This window comes from Collinsella sp. An7, from assembly GCF_002159335.1.
Lineage (GTDB): Bacteria > Actinomycetota > Coriobacteriia > Coriobacteriales > Coriobacteriaceae > Coprousia.
The window spans coordinates 124383-137888 of the sequence record NZ_NFHP01000007.1 but is presented as its reverse complement, the minus strand read 5'-3'; the positions used below and the strand labels follow the sequence as shown (position 1 = coordinate 137888).

Here is a 13506-nt window from a genome sequence, read left to right as displayed (position 1 = left end):
CGCGGACAGGGAGACACCGGGTGCCGGTACCGGGGCGGGCACGGACGCGGACAGGGAGACACCGGGCGTCGGTGCCAGCGCAACGCGCGGCCGCCAAGGCAGCGCCCGAGCCTGCGTCGCAGCCCAACCCCGCCCGCCAAGGCAGCGCCCGAGCCTGCGTCGCAGCCCAACCCCGCCCGCCACCTATCGCCCCGGCGCAAAGCCGACAGGGTCGCGGGCACAGGCGTCGGCAAGGCGCCGACGCAGGGCTCGCTCGAGGTCCTCCGCGCCGATCACGCGTTCGCGGCTGTGACGCGCGACCTCGATGAGCGCATCCTGCAGGAGGTTCCGCACGCTCCGCGCCTCGGCAAAGCCGTCTTGCCGGCGGAGCCTCGCCATCGTGCCCGCAAGCGCTTCGTCCGCCTCGGCAGAGAGCTCAAAGCGCTTGGCGCGGGCAAGCGAGCGAAAGATCTCCGCCAGCTCGCCGTCGGTGTAGCCGGGGAACTCGATGCGGTAGGGCACGCGCTCGCGCAGGCCCTCGTTGGAGGCGAGCATGCGCTCGATGCCGGCGCGGTACCCGGCAAAGACGCACACGAGTTCCGTGCGGTGGGTATCGAGCAGATCGACAAGGGTCGTGATGCACTCGCGGCCAAAGGCGTTGTCGATGAGCCCGTACGCCTCGTCGATGTAGAGCACGCCGCCGAGGGCGCGCTCCACCACCTCCTTGGTCTGCGGCGCGGTGTGCCCCACGTACTTGCCGATGAGCTCGGCCGCATCGGCCTTGACGAGGTTGCCCGTACCGTCGGTTACGCCAAGCTTGTCAAAGCGCAGCACGAGGTCGCGCGCGAGTGCCGTCTTGCCCGTTCCCGGCCCGCCCATAAAGGCAAAGTGGCAGACCTCGACGGCGTCGCGTCCAAAGGTGCCCACCACGAGCCCCACGTCGGCGATCGAGCGTTGCTGCTCCTCGAGCCCCACAAGCTCGTGGTCGGTTGCAGGTGCCGGGGCAAGGGCGGCGGGGCTGATGGCGCGTGCCTGCGAGACGTCCGAGGCCTCCACGAGGTAGGGGAGGATCTCGTCGCCTGCGGTGTTGGGTTCGATGCGGCCAAACCGCTCGATCGGCGCGTCAACAAACCGCGCGAGTTCGGTGCGGAGGTGCTCCGGGCGCTCGTCGAGCGCGTCGATGGGGGAGTCATGGCACAAAAAGATGCCGAGCGCGTAACCCTCGCCCTGCGGCGCGCGCCGCGCCCGGGTGGGCACGACGCGCAGGTTGCGGTGGGCATCGACGAGTGAGAGCTGCCGCGCGACGCGCTCCCACGGTGCCTGCTCGGGCAGGCGCAGAATGCCGGCAAAGAAGGTCCGGCTCATCTAGGCGTCCCGTCGAGCCTGGTCGATGTGCTCGTGCACGTAGGCGCGGATCGCCTCCACGGCCTCGGGGAGGGCGTCGAGGGCCTCCTCGATGGCGGATTTGGCGCTCTCCGGGCTCTCGGAGATTCTGAACGCGACGTAGACCTCCCCGTCGTCCGTGTCCTGGTAGGCGTCGCCGAGCAGGCGTGCGGGGCACTCGTAGCAGAAGCGGCGGAAGTTCCGGCGCGCGTCCCCAATCTGGGGAATGCGGGCGTTGGGGCTGATGTAGACGATGGCGCCCTCCGTCCCTTCTGCGATGCGCACGGCGGCGCGCAAGTTGTCGCGGGCGAGGAGCGTGCTCGCGCTCGATTTGCTAAAGGAGTATGTGGGCTCCTCGAGCAGGTTGCGGAGGTCTTGGGGTACGGTGCAGCTGTCTTGTGCAATGAGCATGGGTCCTCCTTGTGGCTGGCGGGATTAGTGGAGCAGGCGCGAGATGAGGGTTGCGATGTCCTCGTCGTCCGCGTCGCCAGGGTCACCATCGTCGTCCAGCGCCTCGTCGCCGACCTGCGTGGGGTCGCTTGGTTCGGCAAGGTGCGCGTCGGGCTCAAACGTCTTGCCCTCGAGCTCCCAGGCGTGTGCGCCTGCGGTGAGGGCGTACAGGTCGTTGATCATGACGGCCGAGCGCAGGAGTGCCTCGCGGACCGCGCCGGCGACATCGGAGCCGAGCAGCGGCTTGAGCTGCCCTTCGCCCACAAACCGTACCCAGCCGTCGTCGCCCAGCTCAAAGCCGCGGCGGGGGAGCGCCCGGTTGATCTTGTGCAGAAAGCGCGCGGCCTCGCGGTGCCGGTCTTGGGGAATGCGCAGGTTGAGGTCGACCACAAAGGAGCAGCTCTCGGATGCCTCGTCTAAGGTGAGCGTCGCCTGCGCAAACTCCATGCCCATCGGCACGCCGCTGGAGATGAAGGTGGTGGGGGCGAGCTCGACCCAGGGCTCTTTGGCGCTCTCGAGCTGCTCGCGCACGGCCTCGACAAGCGGGCTCGTTGCGGCGCGCGGCTCTGTGCTGTGCGGGGAATCGGTGCTCATGGCTGCGGTCCTTTCCTCGAGGGGACGTGACAGCTCAGAGCATACGCGGCCGCTTTGAGCGGCGCTGTGCAGCTACTTGTATAAAAAGGAGCAAATGAGGTTATGCGGCCGCGTGGGGGGCGAGGCGACGGCCTCACCCCCCCCTGCCCGCGCGCCCTACCGGTCGAGCTCGATGCTGCGGTAGCCCAGCTCATCGGCGAGGCGCGCCGTCTCGTGTAGGACGCCGGCGTTAGCGGGGTGCACCTCAAAGCCGCCCGCTTCGTCCATTGGCTGAACGGTGCTCCAGGGGATCTCCGAGCCGGCGCTCCTCCAAGCGGAGCAGAAGACGATGCGCGGAACGTGCAGCTCCTGCTCGTTGCTCGCGTCCGACGCGGTCACTGAGAAGAGCATCCGGGCGCACCGCGCGTCAAAGACGGTCCGCCCCGCCCCGGGCCCGCCGTGGGAGGCGTGGTTGCGCAGGCTGCGCACGCACGTGAGGCCGGCGAAGTAGCGCGCGAGCTCCCGGTAGCGTACCGCCGCGCCGTCTGCCGCGGTGCTGTCCGCGTTTGCCGCGACGAGAGCGCGTGCGAGCACGTCGAGGTTGTTCACGCGTCGGATGGTGCCGTTCAGCCGCTCGCTCTCCTCGTAGAACGCGCCGTCGTACGAGCTCCAGACCTCATGGGAGGCCTCGGGCGCGATCTCCTTCAGCGTGCTCTCTCTGAGCTCCGCGTACGCCGGGGCGAGCCGGTACGGCGTCCCAAAGGCGAGCGGTGCGGGGAACTCGCGGTCCCACGGGCTCTGGCCGCCCTGCTTGGGGCCAAACGATCCGAGTCGACAGAAGCGCCCCAGCTCGGAGCGGTCGATAACCTCCCGGCCGCCGTCGGTGGCGCGCTGCGCCCACAGGTTGAGCGGGATGCCGCTGCCACCCGTAAAGTCGCCTCCCTCGTCCCAGTTGACGAGCAGGCCGCCCGCAACCGGGTTGCCGGCGAGTGTGCCCATGAGACGGGCCTTCCACAGGTGCTCGGCCTCTTGGGCGAGGAGCGCTGCCACAGGCGAGTGGTTCTCAAATTGCGCCGTGTCGAGGAGGCAGTTGATCATGGCCGCTACGCAGACGCTCCGGCATGTGGCAACGAGGTCGTCGTCGTGCGTGCGGAACGCTCGGGCAAAGAGGGGGTTGTTGCCGTTCTGGCCCTCGCCGTTCCACGTGATGCCCACGGCGGAGAGGATCTTCCGGTTGCCGGCATCCTCGAGCCAGGCGGCAAGGCCTGCGGCGTCCGAGCCGAGCATGAGTTTGGCGGCATCGGCAAAGTGCGCGGCGTAGGCGTCGTCGGCGAGGGCCTGGCGACGGAGGTCGGGGGTGTCGAGGCCCTCGTCCGCAGTCGCGATATCGAGCTCCGGGGCCGGGGAGTTCGGCTCGGGCGTGCTGGCGCCCGGGGTGGCGTACCCGGCGAGTCGCGCCGCATCGGCAGATCCGCCTGCGACCGTCTGTCCGCCGGGCTGTGGCGAGAACGCAAGCCCCGGTTGCCCGCTCCTCTCGGCGCGCTCCTGCGCCGCCGCAAGCGCCTTGGCGATGCGGGAGTCGGCAGCCTGCATAAAGCGGTGGTCACTCGGCCAGGGCAGCTGGGCCGTCAGCTCCGAGGCGTCCTCTGGCGCAGTGTCGCCCTCAAGCGCCGCCGCAACGGTGGCGTTGATGTGCTGCAGCGTCTGCGCGGTGTAGTTGACGGTCAGCTGGCCGATGGTCACGGTGGAGACGTTACCGTGCACGTGCTCGCCGCCGGCGGTTGCGACATCCCCTTGGGCGAGGTTGAGGCTGCTGTGCTCAAGCTGCGGGTTCACGACCACGGTCTGCGGGCGGTCAGCGCGCCTGCGCTCCTCCTCCGCCCGCGCCTCGGCACGCTTGCGGGCCTGGAGCTCCATCTCGGCGCGAGTTTCCTGTCTAATGCCAAACTCGCGCGCTTCCTGCAGCTTGGCGCTCGTCTCCTGCAGCGCAGCGCTCGCCTGCTCGGCCTTCGCGCGCTCTTTTTGCAGCTCGGCGCTTGCCAGCTCGGCCTTTGCGAGCGCCTCCTCATAGAGCTTCTGCAAGCCCTCTTCGCGGAGCTCGGCCTCGCGGGCGCGCGTCTCGTCGCTTACGTGTCCGCGTGCGGCCATGTCGACCAAACGGGCGGCCACCACGTCGCGATAACCAAACCGCGCAAAGCGCTCGTACATCACCGAGGCAAAGGTGTAGCGCTCCTCGGTGCCGCCTTCGGGGGTTTTGGCCGCTTGACGATCTACAAAGCCGCGCGAGACGAGGGTTCCCATGCCACGCCCCAGCGTGGCGGACAGACCGTCGGCGTCTGCGGCCTTCTCGTCATCGAGCTCTTGTGCGGCGGCCACGAGCTGGGCGAGCGAAGGCTCGCGCTCGCCGTCGCCCTCGAGCTTGAGCAACGCGCGTAGCGCCATCTCAACGCCCGAGCGCTGCTCGATTTCTCTAAAGTCGCTGCGCACGCTGTCGTAGGCGATGCTGTCGTCGGCGCGCACGCCGCCGCCCCTGAGCACCCACTGGATGTCGGCTGCGTAGATGTAGCGCTTGGTCTCGCGGGCAAAGGGCGAGTCCGACCCAGGGCCGCGCCGTGCGGCCGTGAGCACCGCGTTGGCGATCTTGAGGGTCGAGCGTGCGTGGCCGCCGGTGTATTCGGCCAGGTAGGCAATGGCGTCTGGGGTAAAGCGCATGCCCGCGTCCGCTGCGCCGAGCACGTTGGGGTCGTCGAGCATATGGGCGATGATCTCTGCGCGCCGGTCGGGCGGGAAGTGCGCCACCGCGACGGTTGCCGCCTCCATGAGCCGGGCAAAGGCGGTTTCGCGGTCGACGGTGCGGTGGTCGATATCCACCAGGTCTCCCGTGCCCACAAAGAGCCAGGCGCACACGCCGCCCGTGTCTGCAACGATGCTCCGCAGGCGGTCGAGGTCCTCGTTGTCGCAGCGGGCAAGTTCCTGCGCCTCGTCTACGATAAAGGTCACGGCAAAGCCGAGCTTGCGCAGGCCGGCGAGGGCGGTGGAGATGTCGCTGCACACAAAGGCGCCGAGTTCGGAGAGCTTGGGCCGCTGCGCCGTGCCCTGCTCCTCCCTGACCTCCGCGATCGTGTCGCGGATGGCCGCTGCCGCCTCTGCAGCGCGCTCGGGGCGCGTGCTGCGCGCGGTGCCCGCGGTGCTTGAGGTTGCGGGCACATTGTTGACGGCGGGCACCTCGCCGGTACCGTCCGCCAGAGCAGCGAGGGAGCTGGCAAGCCCCTGCAAGAGGTTGTAGAGAAGAAGCGCCGGGTTGGCATCAAGGTCGAGTGTGACGGGCACAAAGACGTTCTCGAGCGTGCCGTCGACGGTGAGCGGCCTCGCGGCAACCTCGCGGGCAAGGGCCGTCTTGCCCACACCCTTGGCGCCCACGATCTTTACGCCGCGTTTGCGGCTGTCGATACTGCGGAGCTTGTCGGTCACATCGTCGAGGCCGGCGTCGCCCCGCGTCACAAAGCGGCCGCGTGAGCCGTCGAGATGTGCCTCAACGCGGTAGCTTTCCTGTCCGAGCGCGCGCGTTATGCGGGCTGCGGGGAGCGGCTGCTCGCTGCGCACACACCAGTGGTTGCCGGCGCCGGAGCGCAGGTGCACGGCTACCGTTGCCGACTCGATGCGCGCCGGGATATCCATGTCGATGCCGAGAGGCGTCTCGGCGGGGCCGGCTCCGCGACAGGGGAGGGCAACGTGCGCCTCCGCCGCGTCGGCGCCCACGAGGTTCTTGTGCACGGACTCGCCAACCGGCGGAATGAGGTCGATGGCCGTTACCGTGAGCTCAGCAGGGACGCGTGAGGAGTCGTTGTGGGCGATGAGCGCGATGCGTCCGTCGAGCTCGACGTTCTCAATCTGCACGGCGATGCGCGAGGCGCTGTGGGCGCGGATGTTGTCGAGGTGGTTCGCAAGACGGGCGAGCTCGGCTTCCGGCGCGGGGAGAGCCCGGAGGAGCGCGATGATCGTCTCAGTGCCCGCATGGGCGTTACCCTGGCGCACCTCATGTGCGGCGTTGCAGAGGGCAGAGAGCCGCAGGGTTGTGCCGGGTGCGGTGTGCGGCCCGGTGTGCCCGGCGTCGGCTGCCCCCGTGCCGCCGAGATAGCGAAGCGTTTCTGCGGCGGCACGCTCGCGGTCCGTGGGCGCAAGGCCAGCCTCGGCGAGGAGGGCCGCCGCCGCGGCAAGGTCGCCGCAGGCGCTGGCGAGCGCGGCGGTAGCAGGGTCTGTTGCGAGGTCTGCCGCCGTATCGGGTGCAGGTTTGTTGCCTTGGTCGCTCTCGGGCGGCATGGCCTGGGCGAGCGCATCGTTGGCGGTGGCGAGGGCGCGGTCGGCGAGGGCGTTGAGCGCGCGGCCCAGAGCGCGGGCAAGTGGGGCCCGCAGACGCCGGAGTGCGGCTCGGGCGGAATCCTCGGCGGTGTCGTCCGCTAAGGTCCGCGCGGGGTCCAGCAGGTCGGCGAGCGCCTCAAGGCGCGGGTCGGGCGTTTGGGCACACGCGGCCTCGAGGTCCGCAAAGGGGGTTTCGGCCAGGCAGGAGCGCAAGAGCGCGGCAGCGCGGGCAAGCAGGTGCGGGCCCATCCCGCAGATCAGCTGCCCGTCGGTGCCTCCGCTTCCCAGCGCCAAGAGGCTCGCGGCAACCACAAGGTAAAGCCGCTGCAGAGGGTCCGCCTCTTCGGCGGCGTCTGAGGTGTCGTCGAGCATGGCGCTTATCAGACCGAGCGCCTCGCTTGCCTTCTCGTGCATACCGGCATCGGGCGTGGCGTCCTCGGTGCCTGCGGTGCCCTGCTGGGGCCCCTGGTCCACCGCGTTCCGTGCCGACGCTGCGACGGCGAGCTCGGCGGCCTGGGCGCGCACAATCTCGGCAAGGGCACGCTCCGCGTCGGCATCACGCTGGGCACTCGCAAACCCCTCAAATCGGCCGTTCAGGGCGTAGCGAGCCCGGAGCGGAGCGGGGTTTGCCGCGGTGCGCGCGAGCGTGCGCGCGGCCGGGCGGAACGCCCGGGGAAGCGTGGCGATGCCTGCAGGCGTCAGCTCCGCGGCGGTAGCGGCGAGGGCGTCGCTCGGGGCGAGGTGCGCTGCGGTGAGCCCGTTCACAAGGACGATGTACGCCACGGCGGGGCCTGCCAAGATGCCGCCCATGGCCTTCTGCAGCGTGTCACCCCGGTGCTGGAGGGCGAGCTGCTGAAACGCGTCGATGAGGCAGACGGGCGGGAGCGTCTGGCGGGCGACGCGCCGTGCAAGCTTCTCGAACGAGATGGCGGGCGTCGCGCCGGCGGCAGGGACGCCGGAGGGGCTATCCGCTTCGTCGGATTCAGCTGTGCTACCAAGGGTGTCCGTGTTAGCCGGGGTGGTGCCTGCGCTATCGGCGCGAGCACGGTCGGCGCGCTCTGCTGCCGCAAGCGTGCTCACCAGAACGTTAGCGAGGTTCGGGCCGCCGCCCTGCACGAGCATGATGAGCGGGCTCAGCGCGCCAAGGGCCGACGCCTCGCCAGCGCCGGCAATCTGCGCAAGCGCATCGATAAGTTCCACAAGCTCGGGCGCATCGAGCTCCTCGGCAAAGGCGCGGAGCTCCTCAATGCCGGGCAGGCCTTCCTCGTCCTGCTCACAAGCGGAGAGCGCCGATTTGAGGACGGTGCGGCTCAGATACCAGGGGCGCTTGGAGAAGAGCGGGCGCACCACCCGCGCCACGCGGCGTGCGGCCGCTTGGTCCCCGCAGGTCGCCACATGGGTCACGAGCGGGCCCATATGCCGGTAGAGCGCGCCCACCGTCACCGCGTGTGCCAGCTCCGGCGCATCGGCGTCGGCGCGCTCCAGCGCCTCGCGCGCGGCGGCGCCGTAGCTCTCGGGGGTGGCTGCATCGGGCGCGGCGAGCGCGCGGGCAACCTCGGCGGTTTCGAGCAGGATAGTGCCGCGCGAGACCGATGACGCCTCTTCGGCGGCAGCGCGTGCCATGCGGGCCACGTCATTGAGGAGCTCGGCGGGCACGCCCTGCGCGGTGCGGTCGATGAGCTGCTGGGCGGTGACTGTGCACCAGGTGGCGTCGGTGCCAAAGATGCGGTGGTAGCGGCAGATGAGCCGCACGAGAGCAACGTTTGCCTGGGCGCTTGTTCCTCGGGCGGTCTCGAGGGCGTCGGCGGCAGGTCGGAGCGCCTGCTGTCCGCCGCCGCGCACACCGGCGCGCACAAGCTCGAGGGCGCAGCGGGTCATGGCGGAGAGTGCCGCTCCGTTGCCGCGAGCGGCACCGTCCGACTGGGCAAGCTCGTCGCACCAGGCAGCGAGGGTGCGCACGCGGGCGTTTGCCTGCGCGGCGTCCGCGCGCCGCTGGAGTTCGGCCAGCACGAGCTCGCGGTGCTCGGCGTTGGCGGTGCTGGCCCCGTCCTCAACAATTTGGCAGAGTACCTCAACAAGTGCGGCGTCCGACAGGTCCGTCACACTGCCGTCCAGATTGGCGCACTCGGGGAAGGTTCTGGCAACGGCATCGCTCAGGGCCGTGGCCGCTGCGGCAATGGGCGCCGCGTCGAGGCGCGGGTCCATGGCAAGGCGGGCGGCAGCCTGCTCAAGGGCGCGGGCGAGGTTTGCCACCGGCTGCTCTTGGTGGTAGCCGCGCGCCAAGATGCCCTGTTCGCATATCGTCTGGATCACGTCGACGAGCGCGCTTCCCAGATGGGCGAGACCCTGCTGCGCCTCGTCGTGGGGGCGGAGGCTCTGTTCGGCGGCAAGCATGAGCGGGCCGAGCACATACTCGCGCATGAGGCTCGCGCAAACCGGGAGCTCGCGCGCGAGGGCAATCGGGTCGCGGTTGACGTCCTCCAGATAGACCCACCGCAGGGAGTCGGTCAGGCTGTCGAGCTGCCAGGCGTCCACATACGAGAACATGAGGGCGCTGGCGGCGCGGCGGTACTGGTGGGCGTTGAGCGCGCGCTTGAGGTCTTTACCCGGGTTGGTGCGGCCCACATGCAGGTCGGGGTCCTCCATAAAGAGCGCCACGAGGTCGACGAGCGGCATGCGGTAGAGTGCGCGGGTCCGTTGGAGTTCGCGCATGCGCTCCTCGGTGCGCGAGAGCGTGGCCGTGCCCATCGCGCCGGCGGGCGCGGGCGCCGCGGGTGCGTTGAGCTTGCGCTTGTTCTCGGGAATGGCGCGAACAAAGCCGCAGAACATGCGGCAGCGCGCGCGGAAGGCGGCCATGGTGCCGGCGTTTAGGATGCACGGGGCAAGAACGTTTGCGACGTCGTGGTACCCCGAGAGCGCGAGCGCCCGGTTGATCGCCTCCCGCACCTGGCCGTTGAGCACCAGTACGCGCCGGGCGTAATGGCCAACGAGCGCGCTCTCGGCCCGGAAGGTCGAGCTGCGCGCGCCCGCGGCTACGAGTGTGCAGAGAATATCGGTGCCGCGCTCGGCCGCCAGGCCGGTCTCGGCAGCACGCTCGGCAGCGTACGAGACGAGGAGGTCAAAGGGGGCGGGATCAATGCTGGGGGTGGGGGCGAGGCATCCGGGCTGCCGCTGGAAGCACTGGGCCATGAGTGCGATAACGCGCATGCCGATTGCCCGGTTGAGCTCGGGGTCGAGGGCCGGCGTCTCCGCGTTTGGCGCGTCTGCTGTGCGTGCGTCCGCCGCGCCGGCGAGGGGTGTCTCTGGTTGGTGTGTGCCCGCTCTAGCAGACTTGATCGCCGTAAGGGTGCGGATGAGTGCCGCGCGCAGCAGCTCCTCATCGGGGGCGGTGGAGTGTGCGGTAACGCGGGCTGCCGCGCTCTCGATATCCTCAAGCCCGGCGAGCGCATCGCGGCACGGGCGCGCCTCGGGGTCTACGACCTCGGCAAGCTCTGCGGCGGCGAAACGCGCGCGGCCCGCCTCGAGGGCGCGCAGGGCATAGGCGGCGCAGGGCTCTTCAGGGTGCCGTGCGCGCCATACGGTATAGAAGCCCTCGAGCACGTCGAACGCCGGGGCGTCGGGGCCGGGGTACGGGCTGGCGGCGGTCGCGCCCGCGGCGGACGAGGTCGGCCTATCCTCGGCTGCGCGCGTTACCGAGGCCTGGAGCCACGTGGGCGCGGCGCCGGCGATGTAGGCGAGGAGCGCGGCCGCGGGGAGTACCGTGGGGGCGTCGACAGTTGCGGGGTTGCCGGCCCCGTTTACGAGGTCTGCCGCAGCGTCCTCGCAAGCAGGCTCCCCGACCTCGGTCGGCGTGCCGCCGGCGACGGACTCGGTGCAGAAGGCTTCCAGCTCAGCGAGAGCTTCCGCCGCAAAGCCGCGCGGACTGTCCTCGTCCGAGCTGTCTGCAGCGTTCGCTCCCACCATGCCGGGGACCGTCTGCGCCGTGGCCAAAAACACACGGCTCATGCTCTCGCTATGTGCGATGCGGGAGAGGATGCGCACGGCACCGGGGGCTGGTACGTGCTTGACGAGCTGCTTGGCGATGCCACCAAATCCGAGCGACATGCCGAGCCCCCGGTCGGCCCGCTTGCTGGGCGCCGGCAGCGTGGCGTCGCCTCCTTCGAGCGCCTGGCAGAGCGCAAGCCCCATCTCAACGAGGTCGTCCGTCACGCCACAGTCGCGCAGCGCCTCGAGGTAGGCTGCCGCGTCGTGCGGGCGGTAGTCGTTTGCCATGGTGTAGGCGGTGAGGAGCATGCCCCCGCTGGGAGCAAGCCCTCCGCCCGTGGTGGCGGCCCGACGTACGGCGTCGCGGTGGCGGCGCAGCCAGGAGACAACGCGGGCACCGCCCTCGCGCTCTGCGATATCGCGCAGGCAATATTGGAGCCACGATTGGCGGGCGCCTTTGCCGCCGATGGTGGTATAGATGCCCAGGAGTACGAGGGCGCGCGTGATGCCAAGAAAGCGCATGGGGTTCATGTTCAGGTTCATGAGCCTTGCGAGCGCGTGCCACGAGTAGCCGCGCACGGCAGGTGCGCTCTCCCAGGTACTCGCGAGCGCCGCGGCATCGGCTGTGCCCATGCCATAGGCGTCGCTGGTGAGTTCAGAGATGCTGGGGAGAGGGTCGCCGGCAAGGATGGTGCGCATCACGGCGCGCTCAGCACGCGTCAGCTCAATGTCGTCGAGGCGCGCCGCGGCATCGATTGCTCGGAGGATAACGCCAACATAGCTCGCCCGCAGCTCCGGGGAGGTGGGGTGCTGGAGGCAGTCGTTGGCGTCGGAGAGGTTCTTGCGCAGGTTGTCGTTAGAAAGATAGCGCTTGAGGGCCTCCTCGTCGGCGGCGCTGAGAGCTCGCTCGCTGTGCACGATTTGCTCGACCTCGGCCTCCTCGGGGACGGTGCGCGGCGGGGTTTGGCGCTTTGCCTTGGTCGCTTCGGATTCGATTGTGTTGCGTCGCTTGAGTGTGGTGGTAACACTCGGTGCCGGCTTGGGGTCAAAGAGAAAAAGCATGATGGTAAACGCCGGGTCGCCCTCTTGCCGCGGGCGGTACCTGGGCTTGTACGGCGCGATGACGACCTCGATGCCCGGGGCGGTGCTCTTGGACGAGCCCGCGATCTCGCGGCGGACGGTGCAGAGCGGGAAGGCGATGCGCAGCGATGACGTCTTCCAATCGCTGGTCGAGCGCAGGGCCCAGAGGGGCGGATCGCCCATGCCGCGCGGAGCGGCGGGGTCGGAGTCCAGGTCGGGGTCGGACGCGATGCGCCAGCTGCGCGCGACCTCCTCGAGCAGCTCCTCTGTCTCTATGCCGGCGGCGGCGTCGACCAACAGGCCGGTTATGGTGCGAAACGACTTCACCGCCGACCAGTAATAGACGGGCGGCTCGCCCGCGTTGCGCTTGCCACGGGCTTGGCGCCGCGCGTAGGCCGCGGTCTGCACAAAGTCGTCGACGGTCGGCAGGGGCCAATGGCGCTCGGGAACGGGGCTTTCGCGAACGTCGTCCCTTTTGCGGTAGACCCGCGCCGCACGTCGCGCCTCGGTGTCGTCGAGGATGGTGAGGGTCTCTGCTGCCTGCACGTGTGCCATGGCGTCTCCAGCTCGTCGGGGGTGTGTTCTCATTATATCGACCGAGTGCCGACTGGTGCCGTGAGCTGCGAGAAGGGTATCCGTATAAAAAGGAGCATGGGCTGATTGGAGCAGCCCATCGGTTTTGGAGCGGGGCTGTTTTGAGCCATTGGCACCAGGCCCCGTCCCCGCCCGTCACCAAAACAGCCCCGGCCTCTCGCGGAGAAGCCGGGGCCGTCCATCGCCACAGACACGCGCCGCGCGCGCCCTTACTGCTGCGGTGGCCGAAGGCTCGTGAGCGCCGTGTAGTCGCCGCCCGCCGAAGAGGGGCGCATCTCGCCGGGCGCGTACCAGTCAAGCGCGCAGTCGATCCACGCGTTCCAGAACGGCCATTCGTGCCCGCCAATGCCCGGCTCCCAGTATGTCACGTCAAAGCCGGCGTCGCCCAGAAGGTTCATGACCTCGCGGTTGGCGCCGCACAGGTTGTCCGACTTGCCGCAGGCGCCGTAGAAGCGGGGTTTGGGCAGGCTCGGGTCATTACGGAACCGGTCGACCAGCGCCACGTAGTCCTTCTCGGAACCGATGACCGTATCGAGGTCACCAAAGAACCGCTCGTAGTACTTGCGTTTGCGCGGCGAGTGCGATTCGACGGCGTCAAGCACGCGGTCGCGCATGAACGCGCCCGAGAGCATGATGATCGAGCCAAAGCGCTCCGGCCGCAGCAGCCCGTTGATGAGCGCGGTGTACGCGCCGATGGAGATGCCGGCGAGCGCGGTGTCCTCGCGCTTCCGTGAAAGCGGGAAGAGCCGGCGGGTTACCTCCACCAGCTCCTCCGAGATGAACTTACCATGCCACTCGTTGATCTCGGGCTTGTTGAGGTACAGGCCGTCCTCGCCCGAGGGCATGATGACCGCGACGTCGCGCGCCTCGGCCGTCTCGACCACATGGGTCTTGTCGATCCAGTCGTAATCGCGGCCAAAGAGGCCGTGCAAGAGGTACATCGTGCGGTACGGCCCCTGGCGACGCTTGGCGAGCTTATCGCCATCCATCTTGTCAACCGGGATGACGGCAGTCAGCACCACGTTGCGCTCGAGATAGCGTGAGTAGAAGTCAACTCTGAGAAGGGCCATGCGGATCCTCCCATCGGTTGCAGTGTGATCCCGC

General features: G+C 69.3%; 5 protein-coding genes. All 5 read right to left on the bottom strand.

What is annotated here, in order from left to right; genetic code table 11:
* Positions 1-183 precede the first annotated feature (183 nt).
* The 5 genes from B5G20_RS08850 to B5G20_RS08830 all read right to left on the bottom strand — a co-directional run bounded on the left by B5G20_RS08850 (position 184) and on the right by B5G20_RS08830 (position 13472).
* Entirely contained in the window at positions 184-1344 is a 1161-nt protein-coding gene (locus B5G20_RS08850; protein WP_087356538.1) for an AAA family ATPase, read from the bottom strand.
* Complete coding sequence (locus tag B5G20_RS08845; protein ID WP_087356537.1) at positions 1345-1773, bottom strand: hypothetical protein; 429 nt, start codon at positions 1771-1773, stop codon at positions 1345-1347.
* Between the two features lie 24 nt (positions 1774-1797).
* The gene (locus tag B5G20_RS08840) at positions 1798-2406 is read right to left on the bottom strand and encodes a hypothetical protein (RefSeq protein WP_087356536.1); all 609 of its coding nucleotides are present in this window, start codon (positions 2404-2406) and stop codon (positions 1798-1800) included.
* A gap of 156 nt (positions 2407-2562) precedes the next feature.
* On the bottom strand, positions 2563-12363 hold the full coding sequence (locus B5G20_RS08835) for an AAA family ATPase (protein WP_087356535.1): 9801 nt from the start codon (positions 12361-12363) through the stop codon (positions 2563-2565).
* A gap of 248 nt (positions 12364-12611) precedes the next feature.
* On the bottom strand, positions 12612-13472 hold the full coding sequence (locus B5G20_RS08830) for an alpha/beta hydrolase-fold protein (protein WP_087356534.1): 861 nt from the start codon (positions 13470-13472) through the stop codon (positions 12612-12614).
* Between the last annotated feature and the right edge of the window lie 34 nt (positions 13473-13506).